19 protein-coding genes are annotated in these 19,105 nt (G+C 71.3%); 10 read left to right on the plus strand and 9 right to left on the minus strand.

The features are described from left to right. Positions 1-3: 3 nt before the first annotated feature. Both cydB and ASG63_RS18835 read right to left on the minus strand, forming a co-directional pair. Positions 4-1,017: a cytochrome d ubiquinol oxidase subunit II gene (gene cydB, locus ASG63_RS18830; protein WP_056220027.1), complete on the minus strand. Its 1,014-nt coding sequence runs from the start codon at positions 1,015-1,017 to the stop codon at positions 4-6. Positions 1,018-1,022: 5 nt separating this feature from the next. Further along, on the minus strand, positions 1,023-2,465 hold the full coding sequence (locus tag ASG63_RS18835; RefSeq protein ID WP_056220030.1) for a cytochrome ubiquinol oxidase subunit I: 1,443 nt from the start codon (positions 2,463-2,465) through the stop codon (positions 1,023-1,025). A 266-nt stretch (positions 2,466-2,731) separates the two neighbouring features. On the opposite strand from ASG63_RS18835, the gene ASG63_RS18840 reads away from it, so the two are divergent. From ASG63_RS18840 to ASG63_RS18855, 4 genes are all read left to right on the plus strand, one after another. Then, positions 2,732-4,678, plus strand: coding sequence for a heavy metal translocating P-type ATPase (locus ASG63_RS18840; protein WP_056220033.1), 1,947 nt, complete (start codon positions 2,732-2,734; stop codon positions 4,676-4,678). Positions 4,679-4,753: 75 nt separating this feature from the next. After that, positions 4,754-5,569: a universal stress protein gene (locus tag ASG63_RS18845; RefSeq protein ID WP_056220428.1), complete on the plus strand. Its 816-nt coding sequence runs from the start codon at positions 4,754-4,756 to the stop codon at positions 5,567-5,569. Beyond that, positions 5,569-5,892 (plus strand): c-type cytochrome, encoded by a 324-nt coding sequence (locus ASG63_RS18850; RefSeq protein WP_056220036.1) that lies wholly within the window; start codon positions 5,569-5,571, stop codon positions 5,890-5,892. Before ASG63_RS18845 ends, ASG63_RS18850 begins: the two co-directional genes overlap by 1 nt. Positions 5,893-6,013: 121 nt before the next feature. Continuing rightward, positions 6,014-6,355, plus strand: coding sequence for a BLUF domain-containing protein (locus ASG63_RS18855; protein WP_244472509.1), 342 nt, complete (start codon positions 6,014-6,016; stop codon positions 6,353-6,355). Positions 6,356-6,551: 196 nt separating this feature from the next. Here the strand turns inward: ASG63_RS18855 and ASG63_RS18860 are convergent, their stop codons facing one another. Continuing rightward, complete coding sequence (locus ASG63_RS18860; protein WP_056220044.1) at positions 6,552-7,418, minus strand: universal stress protein; 867 nt, start codon at positions 7,416-7,418, stop codon at positions 6,552-6,554. Positions 7,419-7,721: 303 nt separating this feature from the next. On the opposite strand from ASG63_RS18860, the gene ASG63_RS18865 reads away from it, so the two are divergent. Both ASG63_RS18865 and fixJ read left to right on the plus strand, forming a co-directional pair. Next, positions 7,722-9,272 (plus strand): PAS domain S-box protein, encoded by a 1,551-nt coding sequence (locus ASG63_RS18865; RefSeq protein WP_056220047.1) that lies wholly within the window; start codon positions 7,722-7,724, stop codon positions 9,270-9,272. After that, on the plus strand, positions 9,262-9,870 hold the full coding sequence (gene fixJ / locus ASG63_RS18870; protein WP_056220050.1) for a response regulator FixJ: 609 nt from the start codon (positions 9,262-9,264) through the stop codon (positions 9,868-9,870). Before ASG63_RS18865 ends, fixJ begins: the two co-directional genes overlap by 11 nt. 102 nt (positions 9,871-9,972) lie before the next feature. Here fixJ and ASG63_RS18875 read toward each other — a convergent pair whose 3' ends face one another. Next, the gene (locus tag ASG63_RS18875; RefSeq protein WP_056220053.1) at positions 9,973-10,278 is read right to left on the minus strand and encodes a hypothetical protein; all 306 of its coding nucleotides are present in this window, start codon (positions 10,276-10,278) and stop codon (positions 9,973-9,975) included. A gap of 80 nt (positions 10,279-10,358) precedes the next feature. Continuing rightward, entirely contained in the window at positions 10,359-10,676 is a 318-nt protein-coding gene (locus tag ASG63_RS18880) for a phasin family protein (RefSeq protein WP_056220055.1), read from the minus strand. Between the two features lie 285 nt (positions 10,677-10,961). Here ASG63_RS18880 and ASG63_RS18885 point away from each other — a divergent pair, with 285 nt between their 5' ends. The 4 genes from ASG63_RS18885 (at position 10,962) to ASG63_RS25550 (ending at position 12,798) form a co-directional block, all read left to right on the plus strand. Continuing rightward, complete coding sequence (locus ASG63_RS18885; RefSeq protein ID WP_056220058.1) at positions 10,962-11,330, plus strand: SPW repeat protein; 369 nt, start codon at positions 10,962-10,964, stop codon at positions 11,328-11,330. 7 nt (positions 11,331-11,337) lie between these two features. Then, entirely contained in the window at positions 11,338-11,649 is a 312-nt protein-coding gene (locus ASG63_RS18890) for a hypothetical protein (RefSeq protein ID WP_244479971.1), read from the plus strand. Between the two features lie 124 nt (positions 11,650-11,773). Next, a complete protein-coding gene (locus tag ASG63_RS18895; protein ID WP_056220062.1) occupies positions 11,774-12,460 on the plus strand; it encodes a helix-turn-helix domain-containing protein in 687 nt (228 codons plus the stop codon). 170 nt (positions 12,461-12,630) lie between these two features. Then, positions 12,631-12,798, plus strand: coding sequence for a hypothetical protein (locus ASG63_RS25550; protein ID WP_156394254.1), 168 nt, complete (start codon positions 12,631-12,633; stop codon positions 12,796-12,798). 521 nt (positions 12,799-13,319) lie between these two features. Here ASG63_RS25550 and ASG63_RS18900 read toward each other — a convergent pair. From ASG63_RS18900 to ASG63_RS18915, 4 genes are all read right to left on the minus strand, one after another. Continuing rightward, complete coding sequence (locus ASG63_RS18900) at positions 13,320-14,180, minus strand: universal stress protein (RefSeq protein WP_056220066.1); 861 nt, start codon at positions 14,178-14,180, stop codon at positions 13,320-13,322. Between the two features lie 115 nt (positions 14,181-14,295). Next, positions 14,296-16,890 carry a cation-translocating P-type ATPase gene (locus ASG63_RS18905; protein WP_274534747.1) on the minus strand — a complete coding sequence of 865 codons (2,595 nt, stop codon included), beginning with the start codon at positions 16,888-16,890 and terminating at the stop codon, positions 14,296-14,298. Positions 16,891-17,659: 769 nt separating this feature from the next. After that, entirely contained in the window at positions 17,660-17,935 is a 276-nt protein-coding gene (locus ASG63_RS26600) for a hypothetical protein (protein WP_244479973.1), read from the minus strand. A 114-nt stretch (positions 17,936-18,049) separates the two neighbouring features. Further along, positions 18,050-19,096 (minus strand): bifunctional enoyl-CoA hydratase/phosphate acetyltransferase, encoded by a 1,047-nt coding sequence (locus tag ASG63_RS18915; protein ID WP_082559397.1) that lies wholly within the window; start codon positions 19,094-19,096, stop codon positions 18,050-18,052. Positions 19,097-19,105 lie beyond the last annotated feature (9 nt).

Here is a 19,105-nt window from a genome sequence, read left to right on the forward strand (position 1 = left end):
TCCCTAATGGTAGCCGGGCGCGCCGGCGGTGACCTTACCCCGGAACAGCCAGTAGACGTAGGCGGTGTAGCCGAGCACCATCGGCAGGAGCACGACCGTTCCGACGAGAAGGAAGCGCTGGCTGCTCGGGTGCGTGGCCGCGTCCCAGATCGTCACCGAGGGCGGCACGATCATCGGGAACAGGCTGATGGCGAGCCCGACATAGGACAGCAGGAACAGGCCGAGCCCGCACAGGAAGGGCATGACCTCCTCGCGCCGGTCGAGGGCGTCGCGCAGGCGCCAGCCCAGGAGGCCGACGAAAAGCGGGACGGGGGCGACGAAGGCCATCGCCGGAAAGGTCAGCCAACGACCGCGGAAGGCGGGGCTGAGGAACGGCATCGCCAGGGACACGACGGCGATGGCGGCGACGGTCGCCCAGCCGAAGGCCCGGGCGAGGCGATAGGCCCGGAGCTGGAGCTCACCCTCGGTCTTCCAGATCAGCCAGCCCGCCCCGAGCAGCCCGTAACCGGCGACCAGCGCGAGCCCGGTGAACAGGGAAAACGGCGACAGCCAGTCCCACCAGCCTCCGGCATAGGCCCGCCCCTCGACGCGGACGCCCTGCACCAGGGCGCCGAGGCAGATGCCCTGGCAGAAGGCGGCGACGAGGCTCCCGGCCGAGAAGGCGCCGTCCCACGCGGTCCGGGAGAGACGCGTGACGGTCCGGAACCGCATCTCGAACGCGACGCCGCGGAACACCAGGGCGAGCAGCATCAGCGTCAGCGGGATGTAGAGGGCCGGCAGCAGCGTGGCGTAGGCCAGCGGGAACACGGCGAACAGGCCGCCCCCGCCGAGGATCAGCCAGGTCTCGTTGCCGTCCCAGACCGGGGCGACGGTGTTCACCATCACGTCCCGGTCGGCCTTCTCCCGGATCGCCGGGAACAGGATGCCGACCCCGAGGTCGAAGCCGTCCATGACCACGTAGAGGAAGATGGCGGTGGCGATGAGGAGCGCCCAGACGAGGGTGAGATCGAGGGTCATGGGGACTACTCCGCGGGCTGGAGGGCGGGACGGCGCGCACCCGCGTGGGGCGCGTCGAGGGCCGGCGCCGGGGTGATGCCGGCCGTTCGCACCGGCACGCCGGTCGGCGGTCCGGATTCGTGGACCTGCGGGGTCTGGTTGAAGAGGTGCAGCAGGTACCAGATGCCCGCCCCGAACACCGCGAGGTAGACCACCGCGAAGGCCGCGAGGGAGGCGGCGACGGCGGGCGCGGCGATCGGCGAGACGCTGTCGGCGGTGCGGAGCAGGCCGTAGACCGTGAAGGGCTGGCGCCCCGTCTCGGTGACGGTCCAGCCGGCGGTGACGGCGATCAGCCCCGACGGTCCCATGGCGACCGCGAAGCGCTGGAACCAGACGGTCTTGTAGAGCCGGCCCTTCCAGCGCAGCCAGAGCGAGACGAACCCGAGGGCGATCATCAGGAGGCCGAGACCGACCATGATGCGGAACGACCAGAACACCAGCGGCAGGTTGGTCGGCCAGGTCGCGCGGGGCATGTCCTTGAGCCCCTTCACGGTGCCGTTCAGGTCGTGCGTGAGGTAGAGGCTCGCCAGGCCCGGGATGCCGAGGGCGCCCCGCGTCTCGCCGGCCTCGGCGTCGGGCCATCCCAGGACCAGGGCGGGGGCCCGGCTTCGGGTCTCGAAGTGCCCTTCCATCGCCGCGACCTTGGCGGGCTGGTGCTGGTAGGTGTTGGCGCCGTGCACGTCGCCGATGACCAGTTGCGCCGGCGCGACGAGCGCGGCCATCCACATCGCCATGGAGAACATCACCCGGGCACGGGGATTCCGGCCGTCGCGCAGGAGGTGCCACGCAGCGACCGCGCCCACGATCATCGCCGTGGTCAGGTAGGCGCCGGTCACCGTATGGGCGAAGCGGTAGGGGAAGGAGGGGTTGAAGACGATGGCCCACCAATCGGCCGGGGCGAACCGGCCGTCGGCTCCCAGTTCGTGGCCCGTGGGGGTCTGCATCCAGGAATTGGCCGAGAGGATCCAGAAGGCCGAGGTCAGGGTGCCGAAGGCGACGAGGCAGGTCGCCAGGAAGTGCAGGCGCGGGCCGACCCGCTCCAATCCGAACAGCATGACGCCGAGGAAGCCGGCCTCGAGGAAGAAGGCCGTGAGCACCTCGTAGCCGAGGAGCGGCCCCAGGATCGGCGCGGTGCGGTCGGCGAAGACCGACCAGTTGGTGCCGAACTGGTAGGACATCACCAGGCCCGACACGACGCCCATGGCGAAGGCGACGGCGAAGACCTTGAGCCAGTAGCGGTAGACATCGAGGTAGACGGCCTTGCCGGTGGCCAGCCAGCGGCCCTCCAGGACGGCCAGGAAACTCGCCAGGCCGATGGTGAAGGCCGGGAACAGGAAGTGCCACACGACGGTCAGGGCGAACTGGGTGCGGGCCAGGTCCACCGCGCTCGGCAGGGTCAGGGAAGGCATCGGGATCTCCGGGCGTCCGGGCGATGTGCCCGGATCCATCCGCCCGACGATGGCGGGGGGCCGACGCCGCGACCTTGCGCTGGATCAAGGCACCAAAAACTCTTCCCGGCGGGCGATGCGGGATCGGCGCGGCGACGCAGCGCTCGCCGTCGCGAGGCTTCGGCCCTCACCGTCGACGCAACGGGCGCCTGTTGATCCAGCGCAAGGCTCCCCGGTCGACACGGGCGCACCCCGAAGGCCCCCGACAGCCGGAAGCGACCCTGAGAATGACGACCGCGGCCGTTGACCCCAGGACTTCGCGCGCGCCGGCGGGCCTCGGCTGGCTGACGGGCCTGCGCGGAGGGCTGGCCGTCCTTCCGCTCGCCGGCCTCTGCGCCGGCCTGTCCGCCGAGGCGCTCGGTCGCCCGGACATCGCGGCCTGGGCGTGGACGCTTCCGACGCTGGCGGTCCTTGCCGTCCTCGCGCTCCAGGTCGTGACCAGCCTGGCGCGCGGCGACGTCGGGCTCGACCTCGTCGCCCTGCTGTCGATGGGCGGCGCGCTCGCCCTGTCGCAGCCGCTGGCCGGCGTCGTCATCGCCCTCATGTATGCCGGTGGCCAATCCCTGGAAGCCTACGCCTCCGGACGCGCCGGGCGGGCCATGACGGCGCTGCTCGCCCGGCAGCCACGCTCCGCCCTCCGCGAGGACTCGAGCGGCGTGAGGGAAGTCCCCATCGAGAGCCTGGCGCCGGGCGACCGCATCCTCGTGCGCGTCGGCGACGTCCTGCCGGTGGACGGCCGCGTCGCCGCGGGCCGGGCCATCCTCGATCAGGCGACGCTCACCGGCGAGGCCCTGCCAGTCACGTTCGAAGCGAACGCGTCCGTGCTGAGCGGCACGGTCAATGTCGGGGCGCCCTTCACGCTCCTGGCCGAGCGCCGGGCCGCCGAGAGCACCTATGCGGGGATCGTCCGGCTCGTCGAGGCCGCCCGAACCCAGAAGGCGCCGATGGCGCGCCTCGCCGACCGCTACGGCCTAGCCTTCCTCGGCCTGACCCTGATGCTGGCCGGGGGCGCCTGGGCTGCCACGGGCGATCCCCTGCGGGCCCTCGCGGTGCTGGTCGTCGCCACGCCCTGCCCGCTCATCCTCGCGGTGCCCGTCGCCCTGATCTCCGGTCTGTCGCGGGCGGCCGGCATCGGCGTCATCATCAAGGGCGGCGGCGCCCTGGAGAAGCTGGCGCGGGTGCGCGTCCTGGTGGTCGACAAGACCGGGACGCTGACCCACGGGACGGCGCGGCTGACGGCCGTGGATCGCCTCGGTCCCGTCGCGGAGCAGGATGTCCTGAGGCTGGCCGCCTCCCTCGACCAAGCCTCCGGCCATCCGACGGCCCGTGCCCTGGTCGATGCGGCCCTCGCCCGCGGCCTTACGCTGACGCAGCCGACGCAGGTGGCCGAAGTCCCGGGCGAGGGCGTGTCGGGCCTCGTCGCGGGGCGGCCCGTGAGGGTCGGCGGACCCCGCACGATGCGGGCGCACGGCATCCCCTTCCCGGAGACGGACGCCGTCCGGAACGCGGATGCCGTGGCCGCGACGGTGCTGGTGGCCGTGGACGGCAGGCCCGCCGCGATCCTGAGCTTCGCCGACCCGGTACGAACGGATGGCGGACGGACGCTCGCGGACCTGCGCCGCTGCGGCATCCGGCGCGTGGTGCTCGCGACCGGAGACCGGCGCAGCGTCGCGCAGGCGCTGATCGCGGGCCTGCCCATCGATGCCCTGGCGGCCGATCTCGATCCTGCGGGGAAGACGCAGGTCGTGGCGCGCGAACGGGGCCAGGGGTTGGTGATGATGGTGGGGGACGGCGTCAACGACGCGCCCGCCCTGGCGGCCGCCGATCTCGGGGTCGCGCTCGGCGCCAGGGGCGCGGCCGCGGCGGCCGAGGCGGCGGACGTCGTCCTGCTGGTCGACAGCCTCGCGCCGCTTCCGGATGCGATCCGCATCGCCCGGCGGGCCCGGGCCATCGCGCTCCAGAGCGTGCTGGTCGGCCTCGGCCTGTCGCTCGCCGGCATGGTCGCGGCGGCCCTCGGCTACCTGACGCCGCTGCGGGGCGCCCTGTTGCAGGAGGTCATCGACGTCGCCGTCATCCTCAACGCCATGCGGGCGCTCGGTGGTCCGATGACCGCCCCGGCATCCGATGCCGACGAATCCGCGCGCCCGGCCCAGCGGCCTCGTGCCGTCCCTTGAGATGGATCAAGGCCGGCGGAGCCGGGCCGAGCCAGATTGCCCTTCCGCCGGGCTCGGCGGCTCGAGGAGGCGGCCGTGGGTTACGCGCACATCCTGGTATCCGTGGACCTGGATCGCGGTTCCGCCGACCGCGTCCGGCTCGCCGCCGGCCTGGCGCGGCGCTTCGCGGCCGACCTGACCGGCGTGGCAGCCCGGCCGATCCCCGGACCGTCCGCATTCGCCAACATGCAGGCGGACGGGATCCTGCGCGCGGCCGAGGAACGCCGATCGCGCGACGAGGCCGCCCGGGTCCGGGACCTGTTCCTGCGCCATGCCCGCGAGGGCCTCCGCACCGACTGGCGGTTCACCGAGGGACATCCCACGGCCAACCTCGCCCGGGAGGCCCGCGCGGCGGATCTCGTGGTGGTCGGGCGCCATGGCCCGGCCGATGCCGTGCCGGGCGCGATGACGGTGCTGCCCGGCCCGTTGCTGATGGAGGCGGGACGTCCGGTCCTGATCGTTCCCCCGGGGATCGAGCACCTGGGCGCCGACCGCATCGTCGTCGCCTGGAAGGACACCCTCGAGGCCCGGCGGGCCGTCACGGCGGCGCTGCCTTTCCTGCGACAGGCGGACCACGTCTACCTCGTCTCGGTCGGACAGGAGACGCAATTCCAGGGAATCGAGGATGTGGCGGCCCACCTGTCGCGCCACGACGTGAATGCCACCACCCATGCCCTGTTCGGAAGCCGGTCGGTCGAAGCCGACGAGATCCTGCGCTTCGCACGCCGGGAATACGCCGACCTGATCGTCCTGGGAGCCTATGGACATTCGCGCCTTCGGGAATGGATCTTCGGCGGCATGACCCACGACATCCTGCAGACGGCACCCGTCTGCTGCCTGATGAGCCACTGATGCGCCGCGCGCTCGTCCTCGCATCGGTCGCGCTGTTCGGGCTCGTCGCGCCCCCCGCCACGGCCCGTGACGGATCGGCCTCACGCGGCAAAACGTTGGCCCGCGCGACCTGCGCGCGATGCCATGGCATCGGCTCTCGGGGAGTCAGCCCGATGCCCGAGGCGCCGGCGTTTCGAACGCTCGCCCGCCGCTTTCCCATCGATGATCTCGCCGACATCCTGGTCGAGGGTGTCGAGCGACGTCACCCGGCCATGCCCGCGTTCCAGCTCGATCCCTCCGATGCCGACGACCTCACCGCGTATCTGAAGACCCTGAGGCGATGACAGTCCTCCCCGGGATGGCGATCCGGCCGGTGGACGAAGACGAAGGTCGAAGAAGCCCATGGAGCGATCCTTTCTCTACGTCAGTCGCAGGCAGGCGACGGAAGCGGACATCCGGGACATCGTGGACGCCGCCCATGTCAGGAACGTTCGGCTGAACGTCACCGGCGCGCTGATCGCGACCGACGGACGCTTCGCCCAGATCCTGGAAGGCTCGCGCGCCGCCATCGACGAACTGATGGAGAGCATCCGCCGCGACCGGCGGCATACGCAAGTCCACGTGGTGCAGGACCGAGACGCCCCGCGGCGTGACTTCGCCGACTGGTCGATCGCCTATTCGGGCGGGTCTCTCTTCGTCGACGGTTTGATCGGCGCCCTCGCGACGGGCTCGCGGCCGGAACCCGACCGCCACCATCTGCGACGGCTCCTGGCGTTCATGCGGGAGTTTGCGCGCGCGCCCCGGTGAAGGCCCCGCGCCGCTTCGAAGGGGTCTCGCCACAGCCCCCGGCATCCGTCACGGCGCGCGGGTCGTTTTCGTCCCAAGGCGCCTCCCGCGCCACGGCGGGATCGCGGACGGGACGGGGTGTTGGGCCGTGCGACCCGGACGGCCGCAACGGGAACGCGGTATCGGCGGCTCGATCTCGTGACCGAACCTCCCCTCGTCAGTGCGCGAGGAGCAGGGGGGCCGGGCTGCTTCTCAGGAGGGCGCGCGTGACGCCACCGAAGAAGAACTCGCGGACGCGGGAATGGCCGTACGCCCCCATCACGATCATGTCGGCGTGAAACATCGTCGCCTGGTTGCGAAGCGTCTCCGCGGTGTCCCCCACCACCGGGACGTCGACGACGCTGACGGTCACGCCGTGGCGCGCGAGGTGAGGCGCGAACTCGGCACCCGGAACCGATGTGTAGAGTTCTTCTGTGCCGGCGACGCAGACGATCTCGACGGCGTCCGCCGCGCAGAGGAACGGCATCGCGTCGTTGGCCGCCCGCGCCGCCTGCGCACTGCCGTCCCAGGCCACGATGATCTTCCGACCGGTGAAGGCGTCGTGTCCCGGCGGCACTGCGATGACCGGACGACCACTCGCGAGGAGGGCTTTCTCGATCACCTCGCGATCCAGATCGTAGGTCCGCGGTCCCGCATCCAGGACGGTCAGGTCATGCAGGCTGGCCTGAGCCACCAGCCGACCGACGACGTCCGGGTAAGGCAGGCTCGGCGTCTGCGTCGTGCAGAGCACGCCCGCCTGCGCCGCGTCCCCGGCCGCACGGTCCGCGACGGAACGGGCCATCGCATCGAGGCGCCGGTCGATGCGCGCGACCCCGTCGTCGTCGAGATCGAAACTGCCGAGCCAGGCATCGTCGCCCGAGAGGCACCACGAGGCGGATTGGACCGTGAGGTGGGCGCCGGCGGCTTTCGCGAGCGTCAGGCCGTAACCGATGGCGCTCGAGGGTTCCTCGTACGCGGTCTCGACGGTCGTGCCGACGAGGATGTCGCGAATGGCCGCGAGCGGGGATGAGGGGGGCTTCGCCATGGGGCGTCTCCAAGTTCTGCTGGGTCCCGTGTTCGTCCCGTCGCGACCCAGCCGCCTTGATCCACCTCAAACGCCCCCCTTCGCCACAAGATGCTTAGCCGCGGCCAGCAGTTGCGCGGTATCCATCGACTATCTTCAGTGATAGAAACCGCATCAAACGCCGGCCATTGATCTGCGGGCCATGATGTTGGCCGAAGATGTTGCTGTTCGTGGAAGCGTCCATCACGTGACATCCTTGAACGGACTGGTTGCAGAGATTGTTCTTTGGAGCCCTGGAATAGCCAGCGCCGAAGGGGGCGAACGATGACGAACCCCATCGGCTCGATGTCCCTCGGCCATCTGGGCGACGGCACGCTGACCGTCGACGAACTCCGGCAGACCCTGGACGACGTGGGCGTCTGCATCTGGTCTCTGGATATCCCGACCGGCCGCGTCACGGTCTCGCCGACCTGCGCCCGGCTCTTCGGCGTTCCGCCGGAGCGACTGACCACCTTCACGGCCTCCCAGGCCCTGGTGCACCCCGATGACCGCCAGGCGCGGGCCGATGCCATCCAGGGGGCCCTGCGGGATGGCGGGAGCTACGAGGTCGACTACCGGGTCGTGCGGCCGGACGGTCAGGTCTGCTGGCTGCGCTCGTGCGGGCAGGTGAACCGCGACGCAGAGGGCCGACCGGTGCGTCACCGGGGCGTCGTCCTCAGCATCCACGAACAGAAGAAGGCCGAGGCGGACCTGCGCGCCCGCGAGGCGCACCTGCGCTCGATCCTCGACACGGTGCCCGAGGCCATGGTCGTCATCGACGAGGGCGGCCTCATCACCTCCTTCAGCACGGCGGCCGAGCGCCTCTTCGGATACGCGGCCGCCGAGACCATCGGGCGCAACGTCCGCATGCTGATGCCGGAGCCGATGCGCGGCGAGCACGATGGCTACCTCGACCACTACCGCCGAACCCGGGAGCGCCGCATCATCGGCATCCATCGGGTCGTGACGGGCCAGCGGGCGGACGGCACCACCTTCCCGATGGAGCTCGCCATCGGTGAGATGCGCTCGGGCGAGCAGGTCTTCTTCACCGGCTTCATCAACGACCTGACCGAGCATCAGAGGATCCAGGCACGGCTGCAGGAACTGCAATCCGAACTCGTCCACATCTCGCGCCTGAGCGCCATGGGCGAGATGGCATCCACCCTGGCCCACGAGCTGAACCAGCCGCTCGGCGCCATCGCCAACTACACCAAGGGCTGCCGTCGCCTGCTCGCGAACCCGGGTCCCGAAGCCATTGCCAAGACCATCGAGGTTCTCGACAAGACCGCCGAGCAGGCCCTGCGGGCCGGGCAGATCATCCGCCGCCTGAGGGAGTTCGTCACCCGCGGCGAGACCGAACGCCGCCTCGAGTCGGTCTCGCGGCTGATCGAGGAGGCGGGCGCCCTGGCCCTGGTCGGCGCCCGGGAGCAGGGCCTCGTCGCCCGCCTCCGCGTGGCCCCCGGCCTGAAGGCCGTTCTGGCGGACCGGGTGCAGGTCCAGCAGGTCCTGGTCAACCTGATGCGCAACGCGCGCGAGGCCATGCAGCACAGCGAACGGCGCGAACTGGCCGTCGACGCCCATGCGCTCTCCGCCGAGGCGGTCGAGATCACGGTGGCGGACACCGGCCCCGGCATCGCGGACGAGGTCGCCGACAGGCTGTTCCAGCCCTTCGTGACCACGAAGGCCAGCGGGATGGGCGTCGGCCTCTCGATCTGCCGCACCATCATCGAGGCGCATGGCGGCCGCCTCACGGTCGAGCGCAACGCGGCCGGCGGGGCGACGTTTCGCCTGACCCTGGCGACCGCCCCGGAGGGAGATGCCATCCATGGCCCATAGCCTCGTGCACGTGGTCGACGATGACCCGGCGATGCGGGATTCGGTCGGCTTCCTGCTCGACACCGCGGGCTTCGAGATCGCGCTCTACGAGGCCGCGACGGACCTCCTCGACACGCTGGTCAAGCCGGCCCGCGGGTGCGTCCTGACCGACATCCGCATGCCCGGCGTCGACGGGCTCGAGCTGCTGCGCCGCCTGCGGGCCTGCGGCCATACCCTCCCCGTGGTGGTGATGACGGGGCACGGGGACGTGCAGCTCGCGGTGGAGGCGATGAAGCTCGGGGCCTGCGACTTCATCGAGAAGCCGTTCGACGACGAAGCGTTGGTGCAGGCGCTGCGCTCCGCCCTGAACCGGGGCGGAGCGGCCAAGGTCGTCGATCCCACCCTCGACGAGTTCGTCCGTCGGGTCGGCACCCTGAGCGACCGCGAGCGTCAGGTGATGGACCAACTCGTCGCGGGCGGCTCCAGCAAGGACATCGGCCGCACCCTCGACATCAGCCCGCGGACCGTCGAGATCTACAGGGCCAAGCTCATGGCCAAGACCCAGGCGGCCAGCCTGCAGGAGCTGGTGCGATGGTCCGTGCTGGCCGGCCTGGCCTGACGCGGCTGCGAGGCCCGGCAAGGACGGAACGCGTGGGGGAGCCGCCGGTCCTGGCGCAACGGGCGCCCGACAGCGCGGAGGGGCGGTGAGGGCGCCGGCCGCTCACGGCCTGCAACGATCCGGCTCGGGCCCCTCGCCGCCCCAGGGACGGGAGTAGCGAGCCGACAGGGTCTCGCAGGGATGATGAAACAGGTAATATCCGAACGCGGCACTGGCCTCGCGCGCCGGTGCGGGTTGGAAGCCGAACGGCAGGCTTCCGGTCTCGCGGACCTCGGCGCCGAAGTTCCAGCCCTGGGCCCCGACGAAGGACGGGATCGACAGGTCCTCGCGGACGGCGCAACACAGCCCCGGCGCATGCCGGTGCTGGAAGATGCGGTAGATCTGGGGGCGGCATGGTCTGCCCGGCATCGGAGCCCGTCCTGCCAACAGCGCTTCAGGGTCTCGGGAGAAGCCCGCCGGAGCCATTGGCCGGTCGGCGGACGCCCGTGTCACGCCGCCTTGGCGAAGGCGGTCTCCGTGACGTCGTGCGACAGGGTCGTCGCCTCCTGCCGGTCGTCGGTCAGGCCCCGGGTCACGAACGCCGTCTGGAGCGCGACGACCTCCTGGAGCGAGCCGCACCGCGCCAGCCCGACGAGGTGGTCCGCCTGGGCCTGAAGGCGACGGCCCGTGAAGCGCATCGTCTCGGCCGCGAGACGCAACGGCACGTCGACGGCGAGGGTGCGCCAGGCGGCCAAGCCAGCCCCCATCGCCTCGGCGGCGTCCTTGGGGTCATGGGCATGCAGGTGCGGCGTGTGTCCGGAACGCATCGCGATCTCCTTGTCTGGCGAAGGGGCGCAGGGTGCACCGGCCCACGGCAAAGACCTTGACCCAAATCAAACATCGAGGGATGCATCGTCGTTCTGGAGATCGAGCGACGGCTTTACCAATCTTCGGCAGTTCTCCTGCTGCCGGGACCGGACCTCTGTTGATTTGGGTCAAGGCCGCAGACCCATCGCGCGACGATCGTCCTCGCGTGGAAGCGACGGGACGTCCCGTCGCTCGGCGTCCGGTCGGCCCCGACTCCCGGGCGCCTTGCTCGCGAGGAGAAGTCGATGCGCATCATCGAGAACCGAGCCGAGGACGCGGTCTTGAACGGCCTCAACGTCTTTCTGGGCATCACCCTGTTCCTGGCCCCCTGGTACCTGGAGCTGGGCAGCGAAACGGTCGCAGCGCGAAACGCCTTCATCTGCGGCGCCGCGATCGCCGTCATCGCCATGCTTGCGCTCAGCCAGTCCTACGACTGGGAGGAATACCTCAACCTCGCCGTCGGTCTCTGGGTGGCCGCGGCGCCCTGGGTGCTGGGCTTCGCGGAGCTGAAGGTCGTCGCGGGCGCCCACGTGGTCATCGGCCTCGCCGTTTTCGTCCTGTCCGGGTCTGAACTCTGGCGGCTGTACCGGTCGCCCGAGGCGCGCTCCGTCTGACCGGAGCGTGTTCGTCAAACAGCGGCTGCGCCGCGCCGTCACGGCCGGCGCAGCCCCGAAGCTCCAGGGCTCCCGATTGCTGCGAACCACGGTCATGCCGTCCGATCCCCTCGCGATCCTCCTCGCTGCGGCGTTCACCTCCGGCTGCGCCTCGATCCACGCTCTGCGCCATCACGCCGATGGCCTGACGTTCGTCCTCGCGGTGATGGCCTACGCGCTCGCCACCGCCGTCGGGTCCCTGCTCGCGGCCCGCTTCGGCCTGCTCATGGTGCCCGACCATGCCGGCGGATGGATGGCCGTGGCGATCGGCGGGGGATGACGGTCGACCCCCGGACCTACGTAATTGCCCTTACGCAGGGGCCCTTACGAAACGGGCCGGAATTTCCCTCCGGCGACGGCGCGGCCAACTTCCCCCTCATCCGATCCGGACGAGGAGTCGATCCATGGCCACAGAGATGACGCGACCCATTCCGTCGTTCACCCCCGCGAACGTCCCGGTTGCCATCGGCCGCGAGGGCGTCCTCTTCGCGGGTTGCCCCGAGATCGTCGGAACACCGTTTGCCTATGGCCGCGAGGAGGAGATCTACGGTGAGGGCGAGGACGCCGAGTTCGTCTACCGGGTGACCGACGGCGCGGTCCGAACCCACAAGGTCCTCAGCGACGGTCGGCGCCAGATCACCGGTTTCCACCTGCCCGGCGACCTGTTCGGCTTCGAGCAGGGCCAGACCCACCGGCACTCGGCCGAGGCCCTCTCGGACACGAAGGTCCTGATCTTCCGGCGCCTGGGGATACAGCGCGCCGCCACCCGCAACGCCGAGGTCGCCTGCCACCTCTGGAACATGGCCACCCGTGGCTTGCGTCACGCCCAGGACCACATGTTGCTTCTCGGCCGCCGCTCCGCCGTGGAACGGGTGGCGACGTTCCTGATCGAGGTCGACGAACGGCTCGGCGGCACCGGGACGTTCCTGCTCCCGATGACGCGGCGCGACATCGCCGACTACCTGGGCCTGACCATCGAGACCGTGTCGCGGACCCTGTCGCAGCTCGAGGAGGCCGGCGCCCTGCTGCGTGCCGGCGGACGTCAGGTCAGCCTGCGCCGTGCGCGCCTTCGCCGGGTCGTCGAGGACTGACCGGTTCCTCGCCGCAAGGCATGAGCCGCACGCGACGTTCAGGCATGGCTTGACGCAGATCAACGAAGAAGAATTCGCCTCGAAGAAACATCGACCAATTGAAGGGAGCGCCAATCATGCCATCGACATCGACTATCAGCCGGAGGATCGTGAAGGTCGTGAAACCCGGGATGAAGGCCAAGGACTTGATTGCGGCCGTTCGCGAGCGCTGGCCAAAGGTCTCCAAGAAGAAGATCCGGCGTTCAGCCTTCGCGGCCCTGATCGTGCGTGCCGGCAAGAAGGTAGGCAAGAGCGGCTCGGGCGAGCGCGGCTCCGTGCAGCCGTCACCGACGCACTGACGGCGGGGCGTTGGAGAGGCCGAACGGCAGCCGGGTCGAACGGTCGACCGCCTGCGCACGCACATCTCCGCGGTGTTTCGCGGCAACGGACGCGTCTTCAAGCTGAAGCGGGCCGTGCACGTCCCGGACCTCGACGTCTCGACGACCGAGCGCCGGCGCGCGATGTGCCGTCCCGGGGGCGACGAGCGCGAAGCGCGGCCCCGTCGCCGGGATGTCCCCCGCGGCAATCCGCTCCTCGGAGACGATGGGCAGTCTCGGGAATCGCTCCGAAAGCCGGCCGCCGATGGCGCGCTCGGCGGCGAGATCCGCATCGGTGACAGGCGATCCCCCCTTCCATCTCGGTGCGCGACCGGCCGCGAAGAGGACGGCCGAGCCGGCCGAGACGGCGATGCGCGCGAGATCGCGTGCCCACCCATCCCCAGCGCGACGGGCCGCGGCGATCTAGTCCGAGCCCATGCCGGCTTCCGCGATCCCTGCCGTCCTGCGTGGGGCCCTGCTTGCGTCCGCCGAAGGCGCCCCGGTCAGTGGGACAGGTACAGAGGCAAGGGGCTGCGCTTGAGGAGGGACTGAGTCACGCCGCCGAGGAACCACTCCTGGAGGCGCGAATGCCGGTAGGCGCCCATCACCAGCATGTCGGCGCCGATCTCGCCGGCCCGGACCCTGAGCGTCTCGGCGACGTCGCCGACGACCGGCACGTCGACCGCGGAAACCGTCACGCCATGCCGCGCGAGGTGCGGGGCGAACTCGGCGCCGGCCGCGGAGGTCGAGAGGTCCTTCTCCCCGACGACGGACACGACTTCCACCAGCTCCGCCGCGCGCAGGAACGGCAGCGCGTCGTTCGCCGCCCGGGCCGCCCGGGCGCTGCCGTCCCAGGCGACGAGGATCCGCCGCGCGGCGTAGGTCTCGCAGCCGGGCGGAACCACGAGGAGCGGTCGCCCGCTCCGGAAGAGGATCCCGTCGATGAGGTCGCGGTCGAGATCGAGCTCCCTCGCCTCGGCATCGAGGACGGTCAGGTCCGCGAGCCGCGCGCGGGCGGTGAGCCGCGCGACCAGGTCCGTGTAGGCAAGGTAAGGCGCCTCGGCCGTGCAGGTCACGCCCACGCTGGCGGCGTCCGCCACGGCGCATTCGGCCAGGGCCTGCGCGAGGCCGCGCAGCCGCCTGTTTTCGGTCGCCACGAGGTCGTTCACGAACCCCCACGCCCCGCCGGCGACCACGGCCAGGCGCCGTGCCGCGGATTGGACGGTGAGGTGGGCGCGCGTCGCGGCGGCGAGCGAAAGTCCGTAAGCCAGAGCGGTTTCGGCCTCGTCGCCGCGGCCCTCCTCGGTGAGGCACACGAGAACATCGCGGATCTCGGCGTGCGGGGATGAGAGCGGACGGGACATGCGGGGCTCCGGGCGTTTTGACGGACCCAGTTTCGCACCGCGGTTCGGTCCCGCGTTGATCCATCGCAACGCCGGCCGGTCGGGTCGCCTGGGCATCGCGCCGGGACGGCGGCCGTCATGTCCTGCCGACGGGTCCGCGGGCGCCCCTGGCCATCGTCCCGACCTGGACGAGCAGGAGCGGGGCGACGCTCGCGCCGAGGATGATCGCCCACATGGTCGCGTCGGGCGGCACGAGGCCGAGCACCTTCCCGGCCGCGGGCACGTAAGCCGGGCCGACGAGCAGCACCGCGCAGAGAAGGAGGGCGGCCCAGACCCAGGGGTTGCGCGTCACCTCGTTGCGAAATGGCTTCGCGCCGGAGGCCCGCATGTTGAAGACCTGCCAGAGTTGCGCGAAGGCGAGGGTCAGGAAGGTCACGGTCACGCTGGAGGCCCGGTCGAGGCCGAACCAGGATTCGGCGACCGCCAGCCCCGCGAAGGTCGCGACCGTCAGAACGGCGGCGTGCAGGACGATCCGCACCCATTGGGGACGTCCGAGGATGGGCTCGCGCGGGTCGCGCGGCGGTCGTGCGAGGATGTCGTCCCGTCCCTCGCACATCGCCAGGGCGAAGGCCGGGAAGACGTCGGTCACGACGTTGAGGTAGAGGATCTGCAGCGGCTGGATGGGGAGCGGCAGGGCGGACACGATGGCGAGTCCGACGATCATCACCTCGCTCAGGTTGCAGGCGAGGAGATAGGCGGCGAAGCGGCGGATGTTGTCGAAGATGATCCGCCCCTCGCGGATCGCGCCCACGATGGTCGGGAAGGCGTCGTCCATGAGGACCATGGCAGCCGCCTCACGCGCCACGTCCGTCCCCCTCCGCCCCATCGCCACGCCGATATCCGCCTGCTTCAGCGCCGGCGCGTCGTTGACGCCGTCGCCCGTCATGGCGACGATCTCGCCCTTCGCCTGGTACGCCCTGACCAGGGACAGTTTCTCGGCGGGGCTCACCCGCGCGAAGACCGCGACCTCGTCCAGGCGGCCCGGGATCTCGCCGGTGCTGCCGCCCTCGACGACGCGGTCCCCGCGGCCGGCGAGCCCGACCGCGCGCGCGATGCTGAGGGCCGTGACGGCGTGGTCGCCGGTCACCATGACCACGCGAATGCCCGCGGCGCGGCAGGCGGCCAGAGCCTCCGGAACGTCCGACCTGGCGGGGTCTTCCAGCCCGACCAGACCGAGGAACGTGAGGTCCCGGAAGGGATGGCCCCCCGCAGCGCCCCCCGACCGCTCCGCGCAGGCAATGACCCGCAGGCCCCGCGCGGCCAGGTCTTCGACGCGACGCCGCCACAGGTCCCGGGCGCCGTCGTCCAGCGGGACGTCCCGCTCCGCGCCACCGACCGAGCGCGAGGCGGCCAGAACGGCCTCCGGGGCCCCCTTGACCGCCACCCAGTGGCCCGGTTCGACGGCATGGACGGTGGCCATCATGCGGGTGCCCGCATCGAAGGCGTGCTTCCCCACGAGCGGCCGGTCGCGCAGGAGTGCCGCGCGGTCGAGCCTGACGGCGCGACCCGCCCGCAGCAGCGCCTGTTCCATCGGGTCGCCGCTGCCCTGCTGGGAATCCTGCCCCAGGGAGGCGTCGTTGCAGAGGACCGCGACGCGAAGCAACCGTCCGGTCTCGGCGGCGGCGGAGCCCGGATCGGTCGGGTCGGCCTCGCCCGACGTCACCGACAGCCACCGCACCGTCATGCGGTTCTCGGTGAGCGTGCCCGTCTTGTCGGTGAGGATCACCGTGGTGGCGCCGAGGGTCTCGACGGCCGACAGGCGCTCGATCAACGCATTCCGCCGCGCCATCCGCCACATGCCTCGCGCCAGCGCCAGGGTCGCGACGACCGGCAAGCCCTCCGGGATGGCCGCGACCGCCAGCGCGATGCCGGCCTCGGTCATGAGGCGGAGATCCTTGCCGGTCGCCACGCCGAGGCCCGCGAGGACGAGGGCAAGCGCCAGGATCACCCAGACCATCTGGCGGGACAGACGTTCCAGGCGCCGCTCCAAGGGCGAGGTGTCCGGCTCGGCCTGCGCGACGAGGCGTGCGACGGCGCCGAGCTCGGTTCCCAGGCCGGTCGCCACGACGATACCGAGGCCGCTGCCGCGCGTGATCAGCGTGCCGCGGAACAGCATGCAGGTGCGCTCGGCGAGCCGCGCGTCCGGGGCGACCGGCTCCGGCGCCTTGTCCACGGGCACCGACTCGCCCGTGAGGGTGGACTCGTCCGCGCCCAGGTTCGACGCCTCGACCAGCCGGATGTCGGCCGGGACGGCATCGCCGCCTTCGACCAACACGATGTCCCCCGGTACGAGATCCTCAGCGGGAAGCACCCGTGCGTGCCCGTCGCGGCGCACGCGGGCCGAGCGCGTCCCGAGCGCCCGCAACCCCTCGACGGACCGCGCCGCCCTCAGTTCGGTCGAGAAGCCAAGGCCGGTGTTGATGGCCAGCACCGCGATGATCGCGGTCGCCTCCTGCCAGTCGCCGAAGTAGAGCGAGAGCGCACCCGCCGCGGCGAGCAGGGAGACGACCGAGCTCATGAACTGGTTCAGGAGCAGGGCGAGCGCGCCGGCCTTCTCCTTCGTGGCAATCACGTTCGGGCCGAAGCGGGCGAGCCGTCGCCGGGCCTCCGCGTCCGTCAGGCCCGCGCTCTGGCACGTTCCGAACATCTCTGGAACGTCCCCGCTCGGCACGGCATGGGCGCCCTCCTTCCCAGCCGGCGTCGAACGGGGTGCGGTGCGCGGGTTCCAAGGCGCGCCCCCGATGTCCTGCCGGGCAGATCCGTGCGCGATTAACGGGCGTTCGGGACCGTGAGGCGCCACGGCCGGATCGCAGGCCGTCCTGGGGCTGCGGTGAGGTTGATCGCATGCCATCTGAAAGCCCGGTCTGGTCCGCCCCGTCCCAGTCTCCCGATGGTCGGCCGGCCGGGCGTTGATCCGCGTCAACGTCCAAGCGGATCGGCATCGGGCGCTGTGAGCATCGAAGGACTGCCCGAGGCCTGCGTTCGGACGCGCGGATTCCCCGAGAAGGCAAATGGAGCCGGCCACAGGCACCGGACGCTCCGTTCGCCCAAGAAGGCTCAGAGGCCTTCAACGGCAGCGGTCGTGACCTCGGTGCCGGGCGCAGCGACGATGCCGGTGCTCGCGATAGCCGCGTACGATACGTCTGTGCGTCGGTGACACGAGGCCTGCCCCGAGCCGGCGGACCGAGCCGACCGCTGTCGAAACCGGGGCCGCGGCGATGACCGTTGCAAGCCCAAAGCTGAGCGCGTTCGGGCGCATTGCCGCCTCTCACGGCCCGGGGCACCGCAACGGAGAGATGGACGAGCGGACGGGTTGAACGGACTGCCGCCGGTCGAAGCGCGAGCCGTTCGGAGAGAACGCCCGGTGGGCGCCGGGTGGCGTTCCCGCCCTCGGTTCGCGTGCGCAGCGGCTGCGTTCCGTACAGTCCGAGCAGCCCGCCTCAAGGGCCCGCATGGCCGCGAGCTGTTGCCGCTGCCTGGCTACGGGGTCGAGGCTCAGGCGTCGCCGCGGGTCCGCGATGCCGCGGCGCCTCGTGCTGGCGCCCGAGCCGGAGGGAGGCCGGGCCGGGCGCCCCGGCCTCCAGCATCGTCTCCATCATCTCCCCGTCGACGTTCCGGAGTTCCTCAGCAGCCTTCAGCAGGCCGCACCACTCGTCCGTCGCGGCGACGATGCCGAAGGGGTCGAACGGGTCGGGCTCTTCGGTGGGGGAGGACATCGCAATCTCCGTCTGGCTCGGGAATCCTCCGCACCGGACCGCGGCCCCGCGGGGACCGGGCTGGCGGGCATGTCGATCCAGTGCCGCGGCCGTCGGCCGGGGCCATGATCTGGATCAAGGCCCGTCGGCGGATCGACGGACGGTGCCAGACCCGATGCAGCGGTGGGGCGCGCTGAGACGCGCCATGGCGCATGACGCCACCCGGGACGGTTCGCCCTCGGACCGGCTGGTCACGACGATCGGCACGCTCGCGCCCAGAACCAGGCCGGCGGCCTCGGCGCCGGCGAGGTGCACCAACTGCTTGGCCAGCATGTTCCCCGACACGAGGTCCGGCACGACGAGCACGTCGGCATCGCCCGCGACCCGTGAGACGATGTGCTTGGCCGCGGCCGCCGGTCCCGACACCGCATTGTCGAGGGCGAGGGGGCCGTCGACGATGCCACCGGTGATCTGGCCCCGCTCAGCCATCTTGCAGAGCGCGGCGGCATCGACGGTCGAGACGATCCGCGCGTTGACGGTCTCGACGGCGGAGAGAACCGCGACCTTCGGCTCCCGGATGCCGAGGGCGTGGCAGAGCTCGATGGCGTTCTGGACGATGTCGCGCTTGTCATCGAGCGAGGGGGCGATGTTGACCGCCGCGTCCGTGATGAAGAGCGGCTTGGGATGATACGGCACGTCGAGCGCGTAGACGTGGCTCATCCGCCGCTCGGTTCGCAGACCCCCCGCCTTTCGGACGGCGGCCTGCATCATCTCGTCGGTATGGAGCGCCCCCTTCATCAGGGCGGCGACTTTCCCGGTACGCGCGAGCGCCACCGCCGTCTCGGCCGCCGCATGGCTGTGCCGCGCGTCGACGAGCTCGAAGCCATCGAGCGCGAGGCCAGCCTCGGCGGCGACCGCCCGAATCCGCGCCTCCGGTCCGACCAGGACGGGTTCGATCAGACCCGCCTCCCAGGCCGCGATCGCACCCAGGAGGGAGGTCGCATCGCAGGGATGGACGATGGCCATCCGGATCGGCGCGAGACCGCCGGCAGCCTCGCGCCATCCCCGAAGGGACGTCGCATTCCCGACCGTTCGGGGATCGGCGGTCCGTCCCCCCTCGTCGCCGACCGCGAGGCGTGCCCCGCGGGTCGCCGCGGCTCCGAGGGACAGGCGCCAGGTCATGCGGTGCTC

This window comes from Methylobacterium sp. Leaf94, from assembly GCF_001426045.1.
In the GTDB taxonomy this organism is placed as follows: domain Bacteria; phylum Pseudomonadota; class Alphaproteobacteria; order Rhizobiales; family Beijerinckiaceae; genus Methylobacterium.